Source organism: [Scytonema hofmanni] UTEX 2349 (genome assembly GCF_000582685.1).
GTDB lineage: Bacteria > Cyanobacteriota > Cyanobacteriia > Cyanobacteriales > Nostocaceae > Hassallia > Hassallia hofmanni.
In genome coordinates, this window is the sequence record NZ_KK073769.1 from 1,224,752 (window position 1) to 1,248,760 (window position 24,009).

Annotated in this window: 16 protein-coding genes and 1 pseudogene; 5 read left to right on the forward strand and 12 right to left on the reverse strand. The window is 39.7% G+C overall.

The genetic code is table 11. The annotated features are described in order from the left end of the window. Nucleotides 1-31 precede the first annotated feature (31 nt). Nucleotides 32-1,951 (forward strand): caspase, EACC1-associated type, encoded by a 1,920-nt coding sequence (locus TOL9009_RS41605; protein WP_038298592.1) that lies wholly within the window; start codon nucleotides 32-34, stop codon nucleotides 1,949-1,951. Between the two features lie 578 nt (nucleotides 1,952-2,529). Here TOL9009_RS41605 and TOL9009_RS0135650 read toward each other — a convergent pair. From TOL9009_RS0135650 to TOL9009_RS0135675, 6 genes are all read right to left on the reverse strand, one after another. Then, entirely contained in the window at nucleotides 2,530-3,366 is an 837-nt protein-coding gene (locus TOL9009_RS0135650; RefSeq protein WP_029638275.1) for a DUF4351 domain-containing protein, read from the reverse strand. 159 nt (nucleotides 3,367-3,525) lie between these two features. Then, on the reverse strand, nucleotides 3,526-4,167 hold the full coding sequence (locus tag TOL9009_RS0135655; protein WP_029638277.1) for a hypothetical protein: 642 nt from the start codon (nucleotides 4,165-4,167) through the stop codon (nucleotides 3,526-3,528). A 164-nt stretch (nucleotides 4,168-4,331) separates the two neighbouring features. Next, complete coding sequence (locus TOL9009_RS0135660) at nucleotides 4,332-5,642, reverse strand: dihydroorotase (RefSeq protein ID WP_029638279.1); 1,311 nt, start codon at nucleotides 5,640-5,642, stop codon at nucleotides 4,332-4,334. A 209-nt stretch (nucleotides 5,643-5,851) separates the two neighbouring features. Then, nucleotides 5,852-7,204: a histidine phosphatase family protein gene (locus TOL9009_RS0135665; RefSeq protein WP_029638281.1), complete on the reverse strand. Its 1,353-nt coding sequence runs from the start codon at nucleotides 7,202-7,204 to the stop codon at nucleotides 5,852-5,854. Between the two features lie 361 nt (nucleotides 7,205-7,565). Further along, entirely contained in the window at nucleotides 7,566-7,946 is a 381-nt protein-coding gene (locus tag TOL9009_RS0135670) for a hypothetical protein (RefSeq protein ID WP_029638283.1), read from the reverse strand. Between the two features lie 757 nt (nucleotides 7,947-8,703). Then, nucleotides 8,704-9,255, reverse strand: coding sequence for a COP23 domain-containing protein (locus tag TOL9009_RS0135675; RefSeq protein ID WP_029638286.1), 552 nt, complete (start codon nucleotides 9,253-9,255; stop codon nucleotides 8,704-8,706). 168 nt (nucleotides 9,256-9,423) lie between these two features. On the opposite strand from TOL9009_RS0135675, the gene TOL9009_RS0135680 reads away from it, so the two are divergent. Continuing rightward, nucleotides 9,424-11,892, forward strand: coding sequence for a two-partner secretion domain-containing protein (locus tag TOL9009_RS0135680; RefSeq protein ID WP_029638288.1), 2,469 nt, complete (start codon nucleotides 9,424-9,426; stop codon nucleotides 11,890-11,892). Here the strand turns inward: TOL9009_RS0135680 and TOL9009_RS0135685 are convergent. After that, the gene (locus TOL9009_RS0135685) at nucleotides 11,834-12,643 is read right to left on the reverse strand and encodes an IS5 family transposase (protein WP_029636216.1); all 810 of its coding nucleotides are present in this window, start codon (nucleotides 12,641-12,643) and stop codon (nucleotides 11,834-11,836) included. The genes TOL9009_RS0135680 and TOL9009_RS0135685 overlap by 59 nt on opposite strands. On the opposite strand from TOL9009_RS0135685, the gene TOL9009_RS0135690 reads away from it, so the two are divergent. The 3 genes from TOL9009_RS0135690 to TOL9009_RS0135700 are packed head-to-tail and all read left to right on the forward strand — an operon-like array spanning nucleotide 12,642 to nucleotide 17,927. Continuing rightward, nucleotides 12,642-13,220 carry an S-layer family protein gene (locus TOL9009_RS0135690; protein ID WP_029638290.1) on the forward strand — a complete coding sequence of 193 codons (579 nt, stop codon included), beginning with the start codon at nucleotides 12,642-12,644 and terminating at the stop codon, nucleotides 13,218-13,220. The two genes, TOL9009_RS0135685 and TOL9009_RS0135690, sit on opposite strands and share 2 nt — an antisense overlap. Nucleotides 13,221-13,233: 13 nt before the next feature. Continuing rightward, entirely contained in the window at nucleotides 13,234-14,976 is a 1,743-nt protein-coding gene (locus TOL9009_RS41610) for a ShlB/FhaC/HecB family hemolysin secretion/activation protein (RefSeq protein ID WP_186227774.1), read from the forward strand. Continuing rightward, the gene (locus TOL9009_RS0135700) at nucleotides 14,928-17,927 is read left to right on the forward strand and encodes a CHAT domain-containing protein (RefSeq protein ID WP_029638292.1); all 3,000 of its coding nucleotides are present in this window, start codon (nucleotides 14,928-14,930) and stop codon (nucleotides 17,925-17,927) included. The genes TOL9009_RS41610 and TOL9009_RS0135700 overlap by 49 nt, the downstream gene beginning before the upstream one ends. Before the next feature lie 234 nt (nucleotides 17,928-18,161). On the opposite strand, the gene TOL9009_RS42470 is transcribed toward TOL9009_RS0135700, so the two are convergent. From TOL9009_RS42470 to TOL9009_RS42760, 5 genes and pseudogenes are all read right to left on the reverse strand, one after another. Beyond that, entirely contained in the window at nucleotides 18,162-20,462 is a 2,301-nt protein-coding gene (locus TOL9009_RS42470) for a protein kinase domain-containing protein (RefSeq protein ID WP_029638294.1), read from the reverse strand. 121 nt (nucleotides 20,463-20,583) lie between these two features. Next, complete coding sequence (locus tag TOL9009_RS41625) at nucleotides 20,584-20,919, reverse strand: hypothetical protein (protein WP_144238465.1); 336 nt, start codon at nucleotides 20,917-20,919, stop codon at nucleotides 20,584-20,586. Nucleotides 20,920-21,142: 223 nt separating this feature from the next. Then, nucleotides 21,143-21,316: pseudogene (locus TOL9009_RS44160) on the reverse strand (DNA/RNA nuclease SfsA); the annotation flags it as partial. A gap of 152 nt (nucleotides 21,317-21,468) precedes the next feature. Next, nucleotides 21,469-21,666: a hypothetical protein gene (locus TOL9009_RS0135715; RefSeq protein ID WP_029638296.1), complete on the reverse strand. Its 198-nt coding sequence runs from the start codon at nucleotides 21,664-21,666 to the stop codon at nucleotides 21,469-21,471. Between the two features lie 164 nt (nucleotides 21,667-21,830). Beyond that, nucleotides 21,831-24,009 (reverse strand): WD40 repeat domain-containing protein (locus TOL9009_RS42760; RefSeq protein WP_038298304.1); only part of this gene is annotated, 2,179 nt, incomplete at its 5' end.

Here is a 24,009-nt window from a genome sequence, read left to right on the forward strand (position 1 = left end):
GACCTGTTAGCAGCAATGGGTGGTGGAGCAAATGCCTAAGAAGATAGCGCTGCTAATTGGAGTCAGTGAATACGGTGAAGGTATCCCTCCCCTATCATCTGCTCTCAATGATGTGGAAGCTATGCAGCGAGTTTTGCAAAATCCAAGTTTGGGAGGTTTTGATCAAGTTGAACGTCTGCTTAATCCCACTGATAGCAAAATGCGAAGGGCAATTCAAAAGCTGTTTAGAGAAGCTGCAAAAGATGACTTAGTATTATTATTTTTCTCTGGTCATGGTATTACTAATGATGATGGTCATCTCTATTTAACAACTCAAAATACAGCCAAAAACGACTTTGAAGCTACTGCTGTAGATGCAAATTTTATTCAAGGACAATCAAACAATTGCTATGCTAAACGGCAAGTATTGATTTTGGATGCTTGCTACAGTGGTGCGATCGCTCAAGGTTGGAGGACAAAAAGTGTCGGTGTCGATCTCAAAAAGCAGCTAGGTGCTGAGGGACGAGTTATTCTCACATCTAGTAGTGCAACTCAAACTTCATTTGAACAGGAAATTTTACCGCTTTCGCTCTATACTCAGTATTTAGTTGAGGGAATTGAGACAGGTGCAGCAGACACTGACAACGATGGCAATATTCATGTACAGGAACTGCACGCTTACGCTAAGGCAAAAGTTCAAGCGGTAAAGCCTAAGATGACACCAGAGATCATTCTGGATAAGGAAGGCTTTAATATTCTACTGTCATCTGCTCCAAGGAATCCAGAAGCGGAGTATCGCAAGCTTGTTGAACAATATGCCCAAAATGGTGAACTTAGTAAACTTTCCTACTTAATTTTAAAGCCGAAACGGAAAACATTTAAAATTACAGATGAAAAAGCCGAGGAAATAGAAACCGAAGTATTAGAACCTTTACGCAGACGCTTTGCAAACTTGGAAAGTTACAAACAAGTTTTTGTTGAGGTAGTTGAGCAAAAATATCCAGTGGATGAACATACTCGTAAGATACTGAAGGATTATCAGCAGGATATTTTAGGTCTTAGAGATGAAGATGTAGCACCAATTGAGTTAGAGATTACATCTGCTAAAAAAGCGGAATATCGAAAACAGGTTCAGATACAAAAACAACAAGAAAAAGAAGAATATGAAAATAGCCTGCGGTATTATGAGCAGGAATTTACAAAAGCAATTAAAGTACAATACCCGCTAGATGAATATGTCCGCAATGGATTAAAACAGTTTCAACAGTCCTTAGGACTCAACGATGAAGATATAGAGCGAATTGAAGCACCACTTTTAACCAGAAAACAAGCAGAATACCAGAAACAACAACAACAAGCCAAAAAGCAGCGACAAGAACAACAATCTATTCAAACAACAACTGTAAAACCAACGCAGCAGAATAATGATCTCAGTTCTGAGAAGGGTATAGACTATACGCGGTTGCGCGATTTACTCAAAGCTTACGAGTGGGAAGAAGCAGACAAAGAAACTCTCGCAGTGATGCTCAAAGCCGTTGACAGAGAACAAAAAGTTTGGCTTGATCCCGAATCGATTAAAAACTTTCCTTCCGCTGACTTACGCACCATTGACCAACTGTGGGTAAAATATAGTGATGGGCGCTTTGGGTTTAGTGTGCAGAAGCGTATTTGGGAAAGTGTAGCTAAAGACTACACAAAGTTAGGCGATCGCGTCGGCTGGCGGACGTATGAGACAGTTATATACAACAAAATAGTAGAATGTTTAGAGGATATTAATAAAAACCTGGGATTCAAAGAAGAAGACGTAACGAGGACGGGTGCCCAATGGATCTACTATACAGACCTCAGTTTTGATATTGATGCTCCCGAAGGACATCTTCCTGCAACATTAGCTAGAGGGGAGGGAGAGCATAATGACTTTGGTGGGGGTTGGGTGTGTGTGCCCGGTCTTCTCTCGCATCCAGAGTTGTAAACTCTAACATATAAGGGTTACAGTAAATTCTAAAGATTCACAATCAAGTCATTACCCACGAAGTATTGCGGGTTCTAGGTTGACCTTACCTGGCACTGGGTCAACAAATCTTCCCCGCTTGGGAATCAATTCCCAACCTAATAGTATAAGTCTACTAAAGTAGACTAAGAGGTTGTTTGAAAAGTGGTTAGCTGTGATTTTAGGCACTTATTGAACCGAACAAACCCCCCTTAAAAAGGGGGGAACCGGAATCAAAGTCCCCCTTTTCAAGGGGGATTTAGGGGGATCTAGAAGGTTTTGATACTGACAAGAGAACTTTTCAAACATCCTCTAAAAAGCATACCTAGTCTACTAAAGTAGACTTGAGCTATGAGCAATCAATTTATTGCAGGGTGGGTTAGGCAGCAACACACAAGATTTGTCAGTTTCGGAATTAGAGCATATCAGGAAAATACCGATTGAGAAAAACTTGTGGTGTCAAAATCTGAATACGTAGGTTGGCTGAAGACGCACAAATATCTGTAAATTTAATCAATAATCTTTAATGCGTCGTAATCCAACATTTTGCCTACGATTACTTAAGTGATTGTATTTTGCTCAAGCCAAGCAACTAAATCAGATGCATTTGAAAAACTTAAAAAATCTTCCCCCAACGCTTCTAATTCTTCAGTAGATAATATTCTGATACGCTCAACTATTGCTGAATCTATCTCACCAAAGCGTCGATTTAACTGTCGAGTTAAAAAGCGAAAAGCTTCCTTTTGCTCACCTTTCTGCTCACCTTTCTGGAAAATATCCTGATAAATAACTGATTCCTGCATAATATCCTCACTTAATAACTGACGAATCAAACCCTTTTCAAACCGCAAACCAGCTAAAATTTCAATATATGCTGCTGTATTTTGCCTTGTCTCCCTATCTAAAATTTTAGCGACTTCCTGAGCAACCTGCGATAATAAATCTCGCGGGGAATCAGTTCGACACAAAGGTGCTAACGGTAACAATGCCGAATTGCTCAAAAATAAGCTTGAATCTTGCTCCCACATTCTTACTGCACGATAGCGATGTATGGTTGTATCATCCACATATTCTTCAGTAAAAGCAATTTCATCATCCGTTTCCTGCAAAAATATTACTACCTGTACAACTGGACACTTGTATTGACGTTTTAACCTCACAGAATAATCCAGCATTCGGAAAGGAATTGCAGGATTAGATTGTGTTAAAGTTTGGAACTCAATATGCAAAATTCTATTAGCAGTTCGCAAAAAAGTCACAGAATCTGCACGAATTGGTTCTAAACTTAACTCAGTTTTTAACACCTTAACATTGGTAGATTCTTCAGCAATTAACCACCTAACAAAATCTGCTGGATATTTCTCTGCCAGCACTTTACAGACATTATCAAAATTCACAATAATAGCCCAATTAATATCATGATTATATTATTAAATGGGGATAAATCCATTTTTATTTACAGGTGGAAACGCACAAGAGGTACAAATTTATCTGCGTCCATCTGCGTTTATCTATCTTCATCTGCGGTTAATTCAATATTCTGTATAAGTTATATTTTATTGCGATAACTGACAAATTGCTTTCAAAGCTTGTAGCAAATCAATTGCACGTTGAGATTCCATAAAATTCAACACTGGCATTAGCTGATAAATTAAAATATCACTTTGTTTGATATACACAAACTGATAATATTGTCCGTTTGTCACTAATCCCCAAACTGAAGTTTGATACTGTAAACTTTTATAAGCATATGTCAGCAATTGCGGTAAACCCTCTATTGGGGCAACGCTACTATTTTTAGATTCAATTACCAATATCCAAAAAGATGTATTAGCTGTTATGCGTTTCGCTTTAGTAACAGCTAGAATATCCATCCTGCCAGTAATCTTTGTATCTTCATCTTCAATAATGATATCTGCTATATCTTCTTCCAAAGTAATCTGGATAGGATAGCGATAAAATCCCGCTAATCGCATTAAAGGTGCAACTACAAGAAACTTTACTTGCCCTTCGGAAACTTTGCCTGCTGTTAGATAACGGCGAAAATCATTTCGTATTTGTACAAGTTCCTGCTGTTCCAATTCTGTGAGGGGTTCTAGCGATAGCAATGGTGTGAATGAATCAGCGTACTGTTCTTGAAAGCCGAAAAGACGTTGAACATCGTCTAGGGACAAATTACGAGCGTTAAGAGTTGTCATTGATTTTTGCTTTATGTTAACAGTGATTACTTACAGCAGATTTCAGGTAAGAAAAAAGTTTATGCGTGTTGTGAATAACTTCTTCACATGCACCCCTTTTTTCCTTTCCCCTTTCAACCAAACGAGATCGGTAGTTGAACCATTTATGGAGGGGACACTCGCAACTAACACCAAGTTTGTATTACTCGACCTGTTAACTGTTGTCCCAACCAAGGTGTATTACTAGATAAACTGTAGAGATTTTCGGTGTTGACTTTCCAGCTTTCTTGGGGGTTAAATAAAGTCAATTCTGCTTTTTTATTAGGAGCGATCGCACTCATTTTCTGTCCTAAACACTCCGCAGGACGATTACTCAAAGCTTTCCATAATTCCAAAGCTGTAAATTCACCGCTTTCTACTAAATATTGCCACAACAGCGGTAATGCTAACTCTAATCCAATTGCCCCTGGTAAAGCTTCCGCAAACGCTTGCACCTTTTCTTCATAAGTATGCGGTGTATGGTCAATAGCGATCGCATCTATAATACCCATCCGCACACCTGCACGCAAGGCTTTTAAATCGCTCGGTGTTCCTAAAGGTGGTTCTAAACGCAGGCTTGTATTATAACTCTTAATTGCCTTAGTGTCAAGTAAAAGGTGCATCCAAGTAGTGCTGGCAGTGACGGGTAAACCTTGAGACTTTGCTGAGGCGATGAGTTCGACACTGCGAGCCGTGGAAACGCGCATAATATGGACAGGGGTACCGATGGCAGCGACTAATTCCAACACTGAAGCGATCGCCGCAGTTTCAGAAATAGCGGGATTGCCTGGTAAACCTAGACGAATAGAGTCTTGTCCTTCGCGCATGACACCATTAGACATAAGAAGGCGATCGCAACACCAAAAAGCGATCGGTTTTTTCAAAGGCTGGAGATATTCTAACACTCGTCGCACCAGCCCCAAATTTTCCAAGTTTCCGCCATCAGCAAAACCAACCACCCCAGAAGCCGCCAAATCTGCCAATTCGGTCATCTGCTTCCCCGCAACATCCTGAGTGATAGCACCCCAGAGGTGGAGGGGAGGAGGGGAGGAGAGGGGGAGGGGGGGAGGGGGAGAGGGGGGAGAAATTCTTCCTTGTCTCCCTTGTCCTGCTTTCTCCATCTGCAATAACTGCACTACCACACTTGGGTTATCAATTGGTGGAGATGTATCGGGTAAAAGGTTAATTCTTGTAAAGCCACCAGCAGTAGCAGCTTGCAACAAAGAGGAAATAGTTTCCCGTTGTTCAAACCCAGGTTCACCAGAGTGACTATATAAATCTACCAACCCAGATCCTAAAATTAATCCTCGACAATCTCTGATTTGAGTATCGGCACTAACATCAGAAATAGTTTCTGCGACGGAACTGATATAACCATCAGCAATCAACACATCAGCTATTTGATCAGTTTCAGAAACTGGGTCGATAATTCTTACTTGTTGTAGCAGTTCAGTCATAAAAATTTGGAGTTACGAGTTAAGAAGCGCGAAGTTAGGTAGAGACGTGACCGTGGAACGTCTGTACTTAGGTAGAGACATTCCACCGGAACGTCTGTTAGGAGCAAAGGAGCGGAATTATTTACTTTTTGCTTGTTATTCCTAACTTTATTCCTCATTCATAACTCTATACAGACGCTCTTTGTATGGCGTCTCTGCTCCTAACTTTTCTAAAGTGCGCCGGCTGCGGTTTTATCGAGTATACCTCCACCTAAGTGAGCGGTGATATTCATTGCTTGCATTACTGGTAAACCATCGAGTCCGCAAGGGTAATCGATAACGCTGATTGCACCATTTCCTTGACGGAAATTCCAGAAATTTTCTGGTGGTAAACCGAGAATCTGACAAAGCAAGGTTTTATTTGTAGCGTCGTGAGCGACTACTAAGCCGATTTTAAGTTGATTTAGTATTGCTGTTTCAACTATAGATTGCCAAGCTGCAATACTGCGATCGCACACTTGTTGCAGATTTTCCCCTTCAGGCATTTGTACGAATGCGGGAATTGTTCGCCAAAGTTCCAATTCTCCCGGATATTCTTGCTCTATTTCTTTTTCAAATTTTCCTTCCCAGAGTCCGTGACTAATTTCTCTTAAACCATCAACTAAATCCAACTTTACACTTTTGTGATGCTCTAAAATAATCTCCGCAGTTTCTTTAGGACGGAGCATTGAACTACTAACGGCAAAATCAATTGCTACTTGTTGGAGAAATTCGCCGGCTTTTTGTGCCTGAAGCCTACCATTATCATTTAGGGGGATATCAATTTGTCCTTGAAATCTACCTTGACGATTCCATTCAGTTTCACCGTGACGCACCAGCAACAATCTGACTCCTTGATGATCTGGTCGCAAGGAAGGCAGAATTTCGCCTAAGTGTTGCGTCTGATTCATCGATTCTAGTTGGACTGGTTCTCCTAATCCCCCAGAAAAATTTAGTACGCTGATGCCACAGTTAGATTGCTGTACACAATGGTAGCGAGATGGAGATATGGACAATGCGGTGCTGATTAACGCCCGATTGATGCCGTTATGCCCGACAATCAAAATGGTTTGTCCTTGATGGCGAGACAAAATTTCTTGCCAAAACTCCCGCGCTTGTTCATACAAAGCCAAAACCGGGAAATGTTCTTTTGTTCCCTCAGTTTCTGGAACTAGCATCCGCAGTTCGTGAGGACGTTCTTTCCAGATGCGGTAGTCCTCAGCAAATTTCTGCTTGACATCAGTAGTGAGCATTCTTTCCCATAAAGGAAGGTCAATTTCCAGCAATTTATCAGAGGTTTGCCCAACAATAGATTCTCTAGAATCTATTGTCAATTCACTTTGGATGATATCTGCTGTCTCTTTCGCTCGTCTTAAAGGACTGCTGTAAATAGCATTAAATTGAATATTACTGAGGGCTTTGCCTGCTAAATGGGCTTGGTTACGACCTTTTTCGGTGATGCTGGACGCATCTGTGCGACCTTGGATGCGCTTTTCTGTGTTATATGTGCTTTGACCGTGGCGCACGATGATCACACGAGTCATCTTTTTTGCCCTCCTCTATCTAAAGGAATAATTTTACTGCAAATTGTTTACAAATTGGTGTTTTTGCCAACTTAATGATTTTAGGCGATCGCGGAGCGACTCAATCATGAGTATCGCCTAAAAATAAAGTCCCCTCTGTCTTTGAATTGCTTATATACAACGTAAGACAGAGGGGCTATTTGATTCTACCAGTATATAATCCTTTGCCTAACCGCAACCATTGAGAAAAACCTGTATTTAGCACTCTTCGTGCTTAAAATCAATGCGATTAGACAACCGATGTGCAAATTAATTATGTGTTGCCCGAAACCCTTGTAGAGACGTAGCATTGCTACGTCTCTACATTTTTTTACACCTATGCCTATTGACCAAAAAGCTGCACTTGTACCCCATCATTAACGCTGTTATCAGACTGATCCGGTTGCAGGATAATGGGAGTGTCTGTGAGTGTTAGAGGTTCATCAAGCCTTCTTAATTCGAGTTGATCCCCGATTTGCAAAATACCTAGAGGGACAATTTTTTGCGTATTATTGCCAGGAGCATTGGCAGAATTGCTTGGTGCAAAAAATTTGCCGTAGTCATCCTGCGCTGTTCTATTATTAATTCCGGTGAGAGAATCACCAGTTAGGGTATCTTGTTGTGTATTTGAGTTTTGCGTTGATGGTGATTGTGCATAAACTGAATTTCCGAAGCTTGTCACACTTGCGATGATTGCCAAGGCTGCAATGATTTTACTCTTCATAAGTTTTATCCAAATTATTTTTTATGACTTGTCTTTATTTTACAAACAAGTTATTTTATTTGCTGTAATTATAAGCTGTCTTATAGCTAATAACTGTATTTTAATATACAGGCTTTGTCAATAAGTTCTCTTCTGGTGTTAAGTAAAACAAATAGATAATATATTATTATTTTTATGTATATTTTATACCTATTAGATATCTCCAGAAAAGAAAAAAGACCCCTCTCCAAACCTCTCCCCGAAACGGAGAGAGGCTTTAAAACCCCCCTTCCCTCTCTTCGAGACGCTGCGGGAACGTAGGGAAGGGGGGTTAGGTTTGTGTGTAAAGAAAGCGGTCTCTAAATCTTTTCCGGAGATACTTATTGCAAATCATGCAATAAAGCAACTGCATAAATACTTAGGATAAGCACTCTGATATATTTCAATACCGTTGATTTAAGCCCCAAATCCTGATAAAGATGTAGCATTGCTACCTCTCTACGTGTATTCGATTAGAGCGCAATCTGCAATAACTCATGAAATTTTTTCCCTTTCCCCCTCTTTTAAGTCAGGTGGAACAGATTAAATATAAAACCTCACCCTGCCTTTGGCTTCCCCCTCAAGAAGGGTAGTGTGTACACACAAGCTATCGAATTCCCAAAAATATTGAAAAACCTCACCCTGTCCGTTCCGGACATCCCTCTTTGCGATCTCGGAGAGGGCAAGATTTACCCTTGGGTAAAGCGAGGGTGAGGTTTTGTCTTATATTTAATGTTTTCTAGTTGAATATTATCTGCCAAAAACTTCTAGGTTTCATTTTGATGTAAGTTCGATCATTACCTCTAAATTTCTTTTCAAATGTATTTTTATCTAGCTCAATTAAATTAGGATCAACGACCGCAATGAAAGCGTCATATAAGTTTTGTTCTCTGTTAACTGTTTTGATACTTAACAACTCCTCACCACTAAGATTGCAGCTTTTACCTGGTTGACTAATCAAGCAAACAAGACCAGTTCCATTCTTTGAATTAGGCTCAAATGCCCATAAACCTAATTCTTCTTTCTCGTAGCGGTTATTTAATATCTCAGCTACGCGTTTACAATTTGAGTCAAGGTTCTGTGAATCGATATACTCCTTTTTCCAGTTAATCAGCACTTTTTGTTCTTTCTGATTTTGGGGATTGTAAACGACAGTGGTTGGTGTATTCTCAATAGTCTCACAGCCAAATAAAGTACTTTTGTTAGAACTTGACTGGCTGAAGGTTGGGGTAGCAGTGAGAGCGATCGCCACCGTAGTCAAACCAAGCAACAATGGTTTTTGCACTTTCATGTAATTGAAGAATAAAACTTTTTAAGATTGTAACTGATTACTTGACTTTTGCGGATGGTTTGTAGTATTTATCAATACTAACCCTAATCTAGTGATTATCCAGTCCTTGTGTATCTAATCATACGGTATGCTCTTTCTAAGTGGCTCCCTTGCAGTCTTCCCCTGTGCTTGCTGATTGCAACAAATCCCGCGATCGCGCAAATAGTCCCAGATAACACCCTGAGGGTCAATTCAGTTGTCACACCCCAAGGAAATATCAAACTTATTAATGGGGGAACTATCGCTGGAAGTAACTTATTCCACAGTTTTCAAGAATTTTCCGTTCTGACTGGTGAGACAGCATCTTTTAATAATCCCGTAACTATTCAAAATATTCTCACAAGGGTTACAGGCAATTCAACTTCTAATATTAATGGTTTGCTCCAAGCTACAGGTAATGCCAACTTATTTCTAATTAATCCCAACGGAATTATTTTTGGACGCAATGCAACGTTAGATATTGGGGGTTCATTTGTCGCTAGTACAGCAAGTAGCATCAAATTTCCTGATGGCAACGAGTTCAGCGCTATTAATCCTCAAAGTACATCTTTATTGAGTATCACTGTTCCTCTGGGTTTGCAATTTCCAGGAATGTCTGCAAACATTATCAGTCGTGCTGCTAATCTTCAAGTATTGCCAGAAAAAACTATAGCTTTAGTAGGTGGAAATGTCACCCTAGAAAATAGTCAGTTAACAGCACCACAGGGACGAATTGAACTCGGTAGTGTTGCTGGTAACAGTTTGGTAAACTTGAATCCCACAGCTAACGGCTGGACTTTAGGATATAGCGGTATAAATAATTTTGGCAACATTCAACTATCCCAGTCTACGGTAAGTGCCAATAGTGGTAATATCCAACTGCAAGGTGGAGGCGTAACCCTGACTGATGGATCGGCAATTGTCACCGATAATTCTGGAAGTCAAAACGGTGGGGAAATTTTTGTTCGAGCGACAAATTTGACTGTCACAAATGGCTCTAGAATTAGCGTACAAGCTTTAAATCAAGGGAGCGCTGGTAGAATTAATGTGCAAGCTGATGCAGTCGAAGTCAGCGGTGCATCACCAGACAGTCAAGTATTCAGCACAATTGCAGCTACCTCAAGAGGAACTGGTGATTCTGGAAGCATAAATATTACAACCAATCGGTTGACTGCCAGAGATGGTGGTGATGTGTCGGTGACAAGTTTTAACTCCGGGAGGGGAGGAAATCTGACTGTCAATGCCTCTGAATTTGTAGAATTAATAGGCGATCGCATCAGTTCAAATGGTCAAAACTTCAGTCGTAGTGGTTTATTTGCCGCTACTGAGGGAACTGGAAATGGCGGAAATATAACAATTAATACCCCTAACTTGCGGGTACTGGATGGGGGAAGGGTGTCTGTGTCTACACGGGGTAGAGGGGAGGACGGTAAACTAGGTGGTATTGGTGGTAATCTGCTTATCAATGCGAAAGTGATAGAACTAAGTGGTACTGGTTTGAATGGTAGATTTGCCAGTGGTTTATTTGCTTTGTCTGGAGAGGAAAGACCAAATATCCCAGAAAATGCAGCTACAGGTAATGGAGGAGATATCAGAATTGAAACTGGGCAGTTAACTATTCAAAATGGAGCACAAGTATCAGCAAGCACTGCGGGTAGCGGTCAGGGTGGAAATATTACCGTTCAAGCTGATCTTATAAATATAACTGGATCATCAATTCTTAATCGAGGATTCAGTACTTTAGCTGCTACCTCCCGTGGTACGGGGGACTCTGGTAATATCACCATTGATACTCGGCAGTTGAGAGTTAGCGATGGTGCAGACATATCGGTTACAGCTTTTGGAACGGGGAGTTCGGGAGAGCTTAATGTCCGTGCTTCCGATTTAGTAGAACTCATTGGGGCAAGTGCTATTCCCAACACTGCAATCTTCAGCCGCAGTGGTTTGTTTGCTGCTACTGAAGGAACGGAAGATGGAGGTTCTATAACGGTTAATACACCCCGGTTGGTGATTAAAGATGGGGCAAGAATTTCAGTCTCTACTCGTGGTAGGGGTGAAAACGGCATCCCTGGTGGTAGGGGTGGTAATTTGATTGTCAATGCCTCAGATCGTATCGATTTGAGTGGGATAGGGCAGGTACAACTTTTACGTGACGGACAAATTGAGATATCTAGATTTGCCAGCGGTTTATTTGCTTTGTCTGGAGAACCAAGACCAACTATCGGAGAAAATGAAGCTACGGGAATCGGTGGTAACTTAGAAATTAATACTGGTTTGTTGAGTATTCGAGATGGAGCTGAAGTGTCCGTGAGTGCTAGAGGTTCAGGACCAGCCGGCAACTTGCAAGCACAAGCTAACGAAATCAAGTTAGATAATGGCTCGATTATCGGGTCAACGGTATCGGGTAACGGTGCTAACATTAATCTACAAGTTCAAGATTCTTTACAACTGCGCGGCAACTCTCAAATATCTACTACTGCTGCTGAAAATGGCAATGGTGGTAACATCACAATTACCGCAGATACCCTTGCCGTCTTAGAGGGTGTTTATAAAATAAATCTTAAGCAGTTGAGCAACGATGATTACGGGCTAATCGACGTAACATCAGATGTGTCATAGCAGCGTAGATCATGGTTTCACTCGTTTGCGGAAGATATTCATAATCCTTACTCAGACGGCGGTAGCGACCAAGCCACGCAAAGGTACGCTCTACGATCCAACGTCGGGGCAATACTTTAAAACCGTCTGTGCGATCGCAACGTTTAACAATTTCGAGGCCACAACCAATAAAATATTTAACCCAATCAACTAACGAGCCAGCATAACCAGCATCTGCCCAAATTAAATGTAACTTTGGGAACACATGAAAAATTTTATCGAATACGAGCTTTGCCCCGTCACGGTCTTGAATTGAAGCTGCGTGCACAACAACCATCAAGATTAAACCCATCGTATCAACAAGGATATGGCGTTTACGACCATTAATCTTTTTTCCGGCATCATAGCCCTTGGTTCCTCCTTTCTCAGTCATTTTTACGGTTTGAGAGTCTATAATTCCGGCGGATGGCTCTGCGTCTCGTCCAGAGATTTCCCTGAGCTGCGATCGCAGAGCTGAATGGATTTTTTGCCATACGCCTTTGCGCTGCCAACGTTGAAAATACGAGTATACAGTTTGCCATGCTGGTAAATCATGCGGCATCATTCGCCACGAACAGCCAGCACGCAAGACGTAAAAAATTGCATTTACCACTTCGCGCAGATCGACTTCACGCTTTTTTCCACGTTTTCGTTTACGTTCTGCCAGAATCATGGATTTAATCACATCCCATTCCGGATCAGAAATGTCTGTGGGATAAGGTTTTCGACTCATGTCACCTAATTCAAATATGACAACTGTCTTTTTTAAAATACCTGTCCTGGAGAATGACTGCGGTGCTCTTTACTTTTTATTTATAAACACCCTCTTAGAAAATAGCAGCATTAGGGCAGATGCTGGCAGACTAGGGGGAAATGTGCAAATTACTACCCAAGGACTGTTTGCCCTTGAAAATGCGATCGCTGCCACTTCTGCCTTAGGACCTCAATTCGATGGGATTGTGACTGTAAATACTCCAGATGTGACACCGAGTCAAGGATTAGTTCAACCCCCAGTTCTCGCTCCCGAAAACCAGGTAGCGCAAGCTTGTGCAGCAGAGGCAGGAAAAGATAGCAGCCAATTTATTATTACCGGACGTGGTGGACTACCACCTAGTCCTACCGAACCACTTAGCAGTGAAGCTGTCAGAGTCAGTGGGACAGAGCGATCGCTATTGCCATTAAATAATTATCCACGACCAGCTACAGGATGGCTAGTTAACAGCAAAGGTGAAGTAGTTTCCCTTACAGCTAATGCGGCTAATTTAACTCCAACTTCTAGGCTACCTACAGCTAACTGCCATGTGCGTTAAAAATTATTACAGTATGAGGTTTTTTTGGCAGTTGTTAGTGCTAAATCTGGGATTATTGGCTGCGAGTGGGATATATTTGTCAGCGCGATCGCAGAATATTCCCCCAGTTCAAATTCCCAATCGGGAGCAACTCCAGATACCTGAACCGCTACTTCCTCAAGAAGAACTTCTGCAAATTTTGCCCTCGGCACCGAACTTACCCGAACAAAATCTCGATATTGCTGGAATCATTAATGTTAAACGTTTTGATTTTGTCGGCTACACAAAAGGAGTATTTAGTCAAGAGAGGTTGCGTCAAGAACTAAAAGAATTTACCGACACAGATATTAGTTTTCCCCAATTGCTCCAAGCTGCTTCTAAAATCACCGCTCTCTACATCAAAGAGGGATATGTTACTTCTGGTGCATATATCCCAGAACAAACCCTGACAGGTGGTGTTGTTAAAATCCAGATTCTTGAAGGTAGTTTGCAAGAGGTTCGGATTGCCAGAGAGCAGACAAGTTCTAGACGCTTGAATGATGATTATGTGCGATCGCGTTTAAATTTAGCCATTGCAAAACCCCTGAATGTCAGACATTTACAAGAAGCTCTGCAACTATTACAACTAGATCCTCTGATTAAAAAGATATCAGCAGAACTATCTGCTGGCACAACTCCTGGGACGAATTTACTCAAAATCCAAATTGAGGAAGCAGATTCTTTTAGCACCCAAATCATTGCTGATAATAGCAGAAACCCTAGTATTGGCAGTTTTCGACGGGGATTAGAGATAAAAGAGGCTAATTTAACTGGATTAGGAGATAGCCTGAATATAGCCTATAACAATACCGATGGCAGCAACGCCATAGATACAACTTACACCATACCAATTAATCCTCACAATGGTACTATTAGTTTTAGCTATAGCAACACATTCAGCAATATCATTGAACCGCCATTTCAAAACTTAGATATTGAGTCAAATTACCGTAACTATGATCTCACTGTGCGTCAGCCAATAGTGCAGAATGCTAACAATAAATTCGCCCAAGAATTAGCACTTGGCTTGACATTAACTCGGCGAGAAAGCGATACTTCTATTTTAGGGGTAAACTTTCCCATTTCCGTAGGAGCAGACGCACAAGGAAACACCCGGATTTCCGCATTGCGTTTCTTTCAAGAGTACGAGCGAAGTAGTTTTCAACAAGTTTTAATTGCCCGTTCTCAGTTTAGTTTGGGTGTGGGCGCATTTGACGCCACAATTAATGATAAGGCTCCCGATAGTCGTTTTTTTGCATGGCGAGGACAATTACAGTGGTTGCGCTTACTTGGTTTGGAAACTGACAATCCACGGGTTACACCGAAACTTTTACTGCGTTCTGATGTGCAAATAGCTAGTAGAGCGATCGTGCCTTTAGAGCAGTTTACATTAGGTGGTATTTACAGCGTGCGAGGTTATCGTCAAGATGCTGTTTTTAGTGATAATGGTGTTTTTGTTTCCGCAGATTTGCAATTACCTATTTACAATACAGATCGGGGGAAAAATGTTTTACAGTTAATTCCATTTGTTGATATTGGTACTGCTTGGAATAGTTCCGGCAGAAATACACCGAATCCTAACACTTTAGCTAGTGTTGGTTTGGGTTTGCAGTGGGAAATGGGTGAACGTTTCAAAGCTCGTTTAGATTATGGCATTCCTTTAACTGATATTAATTCGAGGGATAGAACATGGCAAGAAAAAGGTCTATATTTTTCCATGCAGTACAATCCATTTTAAGAAATAGGTTTAGATATCAGCATCGTCAAAAGTTTGCCGCGTTCTTTTTAGCATTATTCACATTAATTTTTAGCTTAATTATTCCTGCTATCTTAGCAAATAAAGTTGTCGGATTTGAAAGTAAATTACAACCAACTTTGATAACATCCAATGCCTTAGAGTTGGAACAGCAAGGAAAAGATTACTATGACGCTGGACGTTTTGCCGAAGCTGCCGAAACTTGGCAAAAAGCAGCAGATGCTTATGGTAAAAATGAGGATGAGAAAAACAAAAATCTAATTAATAAAGCCAAAGCTTTGCAATCTTTAGGGCTTTATTCGGAAGCTTGCGATCAAGTTCTAAAAACTTTTGGCAATTTCAATTTAACTTGCAAGGAATTAATTAATAGGAATAACAATGTTCTGGAAGATATAAACTCAAAAGAACAAAATGTCCTTAATAAGATAATTGGTTTGCGTCTTCTCGGTGAGATATTACAAAGATTTGGTAAATTAGATTTATCTAAGCAAATTTTAGAAATAAGTTTGCAAGCATCTAAACAAAATCCTCAACAAAAGAGTGAATCTCTACTCGCATTAGGCAATTTAGAACGTGCTAGAGGTAATAAAAAACGAGATGAGTTAGATTACGATAAAATTTTATATACTATTGAAGAAAAGTGTGAATCAGAATCTAATACATATCAGCAATGTCAGAAAATAAAAAAAGAAGTTTTAGGACTATATAAACCAGCATTCCAGCATTATGAGGAAGCAGCAAAACCCCAGGCTAAGGCTGAACTAATAACACAGATTCAGGCTGAACTTAATCAACTCAGCCTAAGAATCGAAATGCAAGCATGGTGGGATGAACAGATTGAAAAACACCAAGATTTGCTTAACAGAAAAATTGATACTTCTAGAGAATCAAAACAGCGATTGGATCGTATACTAAAAACATTATCTGAAAACAAAAATTATATACAAGAAGAATTAAATACTATAGTAAAAGTAGAAGATTTGTTGCCCAAAATCAAGTGTCATTTGAGTAACTTACCACAAAGTCGTGAAACAGTCTACGCGCAGATTAATTTTACTCATAATCTGATTAAACTTAAAAGTAATACTAACAAAGATGACTTTTCCCAACAAGAAATTGCTAAATTTCTATCCAACGCTATTCAACAAGCTCGCAGTTTCGGAGACAAGCAAGCAGAAGCAGCAGCTTTAAGTAATCTTGCTAGGCTATACGAACTGCAAATACCAGATAGAGAAAAGCTAACAAAACAAGAGCAACTCTACCTTGCTCAGGCAAAAAGCTTTACTCAAGAAGCCATAAAATTATATGGTGATATTAATGTTGATAACCGTCAAGTTTTATATCGTCAGAGAAGCCAATTAGGACGCATTCTTAAAGCTCAAGGAGATATTAAAGCAGCACTTGTATCTTACGCTGAAGCATGGAATATACTCCAGTCGCTCCGTGGAGATTTAGTTACTAATGCTGATAACCAGTTTGCTTTTCGTCAAGATGTGGAACCTGTATATCGAGAATTTATCGATTTACTATTACAAGCTGAAATCGGTAAAATTGATGTAAAAAACTTGGTATTGTTGAATAACATTCCAGGAGCAGACAAATCTGCGAAGGATGAAACACCAAAAAATCCCTTAGATATAGCTCGTCTTGTCATGGAATCTTTGCAATTGGCAGAGCTAGATAACTTCTTTCAAGAACCTTGTTCACTACCAATAGCTAAACCAGTTCAAATTGACAAGATTGATAAGAGTAGGAGTACAGCAGTTATCTATCCAATTATTTTGGAAGATCGTTTAGAAGTGATTGTCTCTCAATCTGGACAATCCCATCATTATTCACAGGAAATACCTAAGAAAGAAGTTAAGGACACTTTAGAGGATTTGGTTAATATTATATACAAGAACGAAGACTCTGCTATAAAGATAGTAATAACTGCAAAATACAAATTAGAATTAGCTTTAAATAAACAGAAGATTTTAAATCTATCCCAAAAGATATATAATTGGTTAATCCCTTTGAAGTTAAAGCAACAGTTAATCAAAGAAAATATAAAAACTTTAGTTTTTGTACTTGATCGTCCTTTCCAGAAAATTCCAATAGCTGCTCTTTATGATGGCAAAAATTATCTTATTGAAAAATATAATATAGTTCTAAGTTTAGGTCAGCAACTGATACAGCCAAAACCACTTAAACCCGAAAATATCAGAATTTTAGCAGCGGGAGTTAGTAAGGGAGGATCTGCAAGGGGACATGATTTCCGAGAACTAAAAGGTGTACGTACAGAATTGAATAAGATTAAATGTATTAGTAAGAATTTAGGAATACCTTACGATGAACTTCGCGATGAACTTCGCGATGAACTTCCCTTTAAATGTATTAATAAGAATTTAGGAATACCTTACGATGAACTTCGCGATGAACTTCCTTATAAAAATTTTAACAAAAAGAATTTAGAAGAAAAAATTAAATCTTCTCCTAATGTAGTACACTTAGCAACTCACGGTGTTTTTAGTTCTAACCGCGAGAAAACATTTATTCTGACTGGGGATAAAGATAGCATTGGTATAGATGAGTTCCGGAATTTGCTCAACCCTAAAGATAGAATTAGGAGCAGAAACATTGAATTACTTATTTTAAGTGCTTGTCAAACAGCTTCAGGAGATGAGAGAGCTGCTTTAGGTATCGCTGGGGTAGTGTTGCGCTCTGGAGCGAGTAGCACAATTGCCACTTTATGGAATGTATCAGATGATGCTACAGCTTTGCTGATGGAGGAATTTTACAAAAATTTAACTAACCGTGAGAAAAAAATGAGTAGAGCGGAAGCACTTCGCAGTGCTCAGATATCTCTTATAAGAGATGAGAAGCACGAACATCCTTTATACAAACATCCTTTATACTGGGCGCCTTTTATTCTCGCGGGTAATTGGATTTAGTCGGTGCGGTTTGTACCTTATGTCCAATACAAACCTAACCCCCAACCCCTTCCCTACAAGGGAAGGGGAGTAATATCATGACAGGTTTATTACTTGTAATGTAAAGACGTTCCACTGGAACGTCTCTACGACGGTTGTGACGTTTTTATTACTGTTAATTAAACGGATATGATATGAGGTCTTGCACTCCTACAATAAATTGTGGGTTACAATGAGCAAAATTTATTGTAAATTTTATCCTCCCAAACGTTTTTTACCCTCTTGCGCTGGTTTATACTCTGGCTTAAGACGAAGGGCTTCAACGTAGGCTTTAAGAGCTTCTTGGGGAGAATTTTTGGTCAACAAGTCACCTTTATTAGTCCAAGCAACATGATTTTTGGGATTCTTTTCAATTGCTTTGTCAAATGCGATGAGCGCTTTATCTGGTTCTTTCAATCCTAACAATGTTGTACCTTGATTATTCCAAGCGTCGGAACAATAACCAACAGAGTCTTTGTCAGTAGAGCTACAACTTAAATTCTTAGCCATCTCCACAGATTCCATTGATTCATCGTATAGCCCCAAATCAGATTCAGCATTTGCTTTACAAAGCCAAGCTTTAAAGGAATTATTATTCTTCTTAGTCGCTTCTTGACAAGCCTCTAATTTCTCTTTATTTCTGTTGAGTTTGCCTAAAGCATAGCCCAGACCTATCCGAGCTTCTTCGGAGTTTTTGGTATTTGGATCAAGTTCTATTGCTTTTTTGTAGTTGACGATCGCTTCCTTATAATTTTCATTTGCTTCTAGCGATTTACCTTCTTCAAAAAACTTTGTTCTCTGATAATTTAGTAAACTTCTGTGGAAAATAAAACCACCGACCAGAAGCAAGATGAACAAGAGTCCGAAAAATCGCCTCGGTTGCAAAACATTTGGAACATTTGGAACATTTAGAGCATTTAAAACTTCCTTTGCCGATTGATAGCGCTGTCCAAATTGGAAGCGCACCATCTTAGTTAATATTCTTGCTAACTTAGGGCTAACTGTGGCTTGATTTCGCCATACAAACTCTCCCTGAGAATCTGTCTGTAATTGTTCAGGAGATACTCCTGTTAAAGCTTGGATAGCTGTTAGACCTAAAGCATAAATATCACTGCAAGTTTTCAGTTGATTTTGAAGTTGTTCGGCAGGCATATATCCATATGTTCCCCCTGGTTTAACAACAACTATTCTCTGACGATTAAACTCTAAAGTTGTAATTTGCTTAAATTTAGAAAAATCAATGAGAACAATTTTGTTATCCCGCTGTCGTCGAATTAAGTTAGAAGGCTTAATATCTCCATGAATGATATCTTGGTCATGGATAAATGCTAATATTTCTAGAACATCCCTCAATAAAGCAATAACTTGCGCTTCACTCCAGCGATTGTTTACTGTAATATTTTTGTTTAAAGTCTCACCTTCTATAAATTCATAAACCAAATAGAATTCTTGATTTTTTTGAAAGTGATCCAAAACTCGTGGAATTTGTTGGTGAGGAAAATTTTGGGCTTCTGTGATTGCGGTTGCAAAGTGACTTTGTGCTGACTGCAAAATTTGCTGGTTCTTGGCTGGCAGATGAAGTTGTTTAACGATACAATCAGATTGGTAGGGACGTTGTAAATCTTGTGCTAAATATGTATAACTAAGCCCTCCTCCACCCAAGTAGCTTTTAATGTAGTAGTGCTGATTTAGTGTTTGATCCAACAGAGTCAGGGGTTTTAAATCTGCGAGAACCTCAGATGCTGTTTCGTAGCGCTGTTTATAATCAGAGCGCACCATTTTATCTAAAATTGTCGCTAAGTGCGGGCTAATCTGTACTCCATTCCAGATAATTTCGTCTCTGTGATTCTTCACAGGAATTCGTCCTGTTAAAAGTTTGAATCCGGTTACACCCAAAGCATATATGTCAGTTGCAAATTTCGGTTTTCCTTTAAGTTGTTCATCTGGTATATAGCCTGGTGTACCAATAACCATTGTTGTGACTGTTTCCCCTTCAGAATTAACTGATAAAACACTAACTTCTTTAACTGTCCCAAAGTCGATGAGAAAAATTTTATTATCGCTCGTCCTCCGCATTAAGTTTTCAGGTTTAATATCGCGGTGGATAACATTATTGTGAGATAGATAATCTAATACTTTTAAAACATCATACAAAACATCAATAACTTGTTTTTCACTTAAAGGCTGATTTTCGATTTCTTTCTTTAGATTCTGACCTTCAATATATTCCTGAACCAAATAGAATTTTTGATTTTCCTGGAAGTAATTATAAAGTTGTGGAATTTGCTGATTGTAACTCCCTAAGCGACGCAAAATTTCTGCCTCTTGACGGAACTTTGTTTCCGCAATCTGCAAGAGTAATGGATTGTTGTTTTGGGGCTTTAGGTATTTAAGAAGACAAATAAGTCCTGGTGATTGTGTATCTTCCGCTTGATATGTCTCGCCAAATCCGCCCTTACCGATAAAGCGGATAATTCTATAGCGCTGATGTATAATATCTTCGGGTTGGTGATCCATATAGCGTTGTAAAAATTAGTATTTATCGAATTTAAAATCAGGACTCTGACTAATAGACATCGATCGCTCTTTTATTATGAGTTGCCCAAAACCCTTGTAGAGACGTTCCACTGAAACGTCTCTACGTCTTTTCTACCAGATGTCTAATATACCAAAATCTCTCTTCCATCTCCGCAAATGTCCGAGATATCCGCGACTTTAGCAAGTGAGAAGCAAGAAGGTTGCTCTTTTTTTCCACGGCAGTACTCTGTGCGATCGCCCAGAGTACTGAGGAAAATTTGTCAATAGGTATTAATTTCCACCCAATCCATTCTACCAGCTTGAACTGGCATAACTTCAGATCGCAAGTTAGACTATCGAATCCTTTAATACCTGTCGGTGTAAGTACTAAGTTCACTCGCGTCTTTAGTTCGTCATGTAATTTTGGGATGCCTCTAACTTGCCTGTGTCCTTTCATAAATCTTTTACACAATTTCATCGCGCAGTTATCTACACAATTTCTCATATATTGGTCTTTTTTGGTTTTAAAACCAAGGGATTTTATTACATTATCAAATCATATTTAATATCATGTCCGTTTAATTAACACTAATAAAAACCTACCTACCGTCGTAGAGACGTTCCGCCGGAACGTCTTTACAGTATGTGTGATTTACCAGACATGATATAATAAGTAGTTACTAAAATTTGCATTCTGCCAAACCTAAATACTGAATGCCTTCTGGAGTGACTTGAAAACGACAGGGTAAAACTTCTAAACCGAGAGCGATCGCTTCCCTCAACAACTTCCCATATACAGGGTCAGTAATATCACCAGAGGCAAAATGCGTACAATCACCCCGATTAATAAAGAGCGGTTGATATTGGTAGTGCTGGGGTGCAATATCATGCCCTAATAATCACACATATTGTAGAGACGTTCCGCCGGAACGTCTTTACGACGGAACGTCTTTACGACGGTAGGTAGGTTTTTATTAGTGTTAATTAAACGGACATCATATGATACCTATAAGCCTCTATCTTTTCCTGGAGAGCGATCGGATACATCTGATTGTGCTGTTGTTTCAAGAGCTTTTTTAGTTTCTTTATTTTCTACTTCGACATTTTGATCGCTTGATGCATCAGATTTTACTTCAGCTTCTCTACCTTTTTCTGAAGCGTCTATTGTTATTTCAGGAGCTTTTTTAAGTTCTTGATTTTCCATATCGTTTTTTGCACCCTAATTGTATGATGACTAACCATTAAGTTAGCATAGGGAGCATCTTATATCATGTCCGACAAATCACATATACTGTAGAGACGTTACGAAAGGAACGTCTCTACAGTATATGTGATATTGATATTAGTGTTAATTAAACGTACATGATATTAGTCTCTCTCTACTGCACCAAGAGCTTTTAATGTGTTTTTCTGAGGAGTTGTTAAACCAATTGCGTTTTTAATATTCATACCTTCATAGGGTCTATCAATTCTCATCGTTTTGACACATTCACCTGTTTCAACATCCCAAAGCTTCATGGTTTCATCTTCGCTGCTACTAACTAGTATGGAAGTATTAGAATTAAAGGCAATTGACCGTACAGCTTTGTGGTGTCCCTGAAATGTTTTGAGAATAGCACCTGTATTGATATCCCACAGTTTAATAGTCTGGTCGTCACTACCACTAGCTAAAATCTTGCCATCAGAACTAAAGGCAATTTTTCTAACTCGATATATGTGACCTGTTAACGTTTGTAAACATTGCCCGGTATTAACATCCCACAGTTTAATAGTCTGGTCTCCACTGGCACTAGCAAGGATATCTGCACGGGGACTGAACATAACAGATAAAACCCAGTCACTGTGTCCTGACAAAGTTTGTAGACAAATTTCCGTACTTGTATCCCAAAGTTTAATAGTGTTGTCATCGCTACCACTCGCTAAGATTTTACCGCAGGAACTGAAATTAATTGTTTTTACTTCATGAACATGTCCTTGCAAGGTGTGCAGACATTCTCCCGTATGCCAATCCCAAAGCTTTACCGTTTGGTCACGACTACCACTTGCTAAAATTTGTGCATCTGGACTGAAGCTAACCGAATGTACCCAACTATCGTGTCCCCAAAGTGTTTGCAAACACTTTCCTGTAGTTGCATCCCAAAGTTTGATAGTTGTGTCGTCGCTACAACTTGCCAATATCTGACTTTGACGGTGCTTCCCCATCTCCTCAGATGACGTTATGCCCTTTTCATCTATGTAACCATTTAGGTTTTGGGAAGCAAATGTGACTGATGATACTAGATTTGTATGTCCTGGCAAAGTTCGCAGACATTGCCCCGTATCAACATCCCATAATCTTACCCGTTGGTCTTCGCTGCTACTCGCCAACATTTGACCATCTGGACTAAAAGCAACGGATAATATCCAATTACTATACCCATCCACTGTTCTCAAACATTGTCCTGTGTGGACATCCCATAACTTCATCGTTTGGTTTTCACTAACACTCAGTAAATTTTGACCATCTGGATTAACAGCAACCAACCAAATACGTGAAGCATTGCGATCGCTTAAAGGTAAATTGCTATGCTCGTGCAAAGTTTGCAGACATTTCCCTGTTAGTATATCCCATATTTTAACAGTTTTATCCTCGCTTCCTGTCACCAATGTTTTACCATCTGGGCTGAAAGCAACTGCCCACACATGACTGTTATAGTCTGGTAATATTTTTATACACTCACCACTAGCTAAATCCCAAAATTTCACCGTTGTGCGATCGCTCCCCGTCACCAATGTTTGTCCATCTGGACTCAGAGCAATAGATAACACCCAATTGATGGGGATTTTTAGGACTCGCAGGCAAGAAGCAGTATTTACATCCCACACTCTCACAGTTTGGTCTTCACTCCCTGTTAACAAAGTTTCTCCATTGGGAGTGAAGGTAGTAAAAAATACTCGATTGCTATGCCCTGACAAAGTTTGCAGACATTCCCCTGTGTGAATATTCCACAATTTTACCGTTTGGTCGTTGCTCCCACTGGCTAAAATTTCCCCGTCTGGACTAAAAGCTAGGGATTGTACCCAACTTGTATGACCTCGCAGTGTTTTCAGACATTGCCCAGTGCGGACATTCCACAATCTTACCGTTTGGTCGTTACTACCACTGGCTAAAATTTGCCCGTCTGGACTAAAAGCCAGGGATTGTACCCAAGCAGTATGACCATTGCAGGTAATAATTTGTGTGATGTTTGCAACTGACCACAAGCTAATCTCACTGTCAGTACTTGTTGCCAGTAGTTTTCCATCTGGGCTGAAAGTTGCTGATAAAACACCCCCTAAGGTTCGAGTCAAAGCAGACTTACTTAAATCTGCATTAGCGAAGTTGACTCGATGCAAATTCATCCCCTGTAGGTAAGCTTGCCAAACCGTTAAGTTAGAAAAATCATAGCCACTCAGGTCAACATCAAGCTGCCAGAGTAAATTGAGAATATTACCACCTGCATATCCTGGTTTTCGCGGAGCAACCGACTTCAGCTTTGATAAAAGTTGATTTAAATAGTTTTGCACA

Coding starts and splice junctions, on each gene's coding strand:
- TOL9009_RS41625 (WP_144238465.1), bottom strand. CDS start 20,919: ATGAAAGGACACAGGCAAGTTAGAGGCATCCCAAAATTACATGACGAA.
- TOL9009_RS0135675 (WP_029638286.1), bottom strand. CDS start 9,255: ATGAAAGTGCAAAAACCATTGTTGCTTGGTTTGACTACGGTGGCGATC.
- TOL9009_RS0135700 (WP_029638292.1), top strand. CDS start 14,928: ATGGCAAGAAAAAGGTCTATATTTTTCCATGCAGTACAATCCATTTTA.
- TOL9009_RS0135660 (WP_029638279.1), bottom strand. CDS start 5,642: ATGACTGAACTGCTACAACAAGTAAGAATTATCGACCCAGTTTCTGAA.
- TOL9009_RS0135655 (WP_029638277.1), bottom strand. CDS start 4,167: ATGACAACTCTTAACGCTCGTAATTTGTCCCTAGACGATGTTCAACGT.
- TOL9009_RS41605 (WP_038298592.1), top strand. CDS start 32: ATGCCTAAGAAGATAGCGCTGCTAATTGGAGTCAGTGAATACGGTGAA.
- TOL9009_RS41610 (WP_186227774.1), top strand. CDS start 13,234: ATGAGGTTTTTTTGGCAGTTGTTAGTGCTAAATCTGGGATTATTGGCT.
- TOL9009_RS0135670 (WP_029638283.1), bottom strand. CDS start 7,946: ATGAAGAGTAAAATCATTGCAGCCTTGGCAATCATCGCAAGTGTGACA.
- TOL9009_RS0135715 (WP_029638296.1), bottom strand. CDS start 21,666: ATGGAAAATCAAGAACTTAAAAAAGCTCCTGAAATAACAATAGACGCT.
- TOL9009_RS0135690 (WP_029638290.1), top strand. CDS start 12,642: ATGTCACCTAATTCAAATATGACAACTGTCTTTTTTAAAATACCTGTC.
- TOL9009_RS42470 (WP_029638294.1), bottom strand. CDS start 20,462: ATGGATCACCAACCCGAAGATATTATACATCAGCGCTATAGAATTATC.
- TOL9009_RS0135665 (WP_029638281.1), bottom strand. CDS start 7,204: ATGACTCGTGTGATCATCGTGCGCCACGGTCAAAGCACATATAACACA.
- TOL9009_RS0135685 (WP_029636216.1), bottom strand. CDS start 12,643: ATGAGTCGAAAACCTTATCCCACAGACATTTCTGATCCGGAATGGGAT.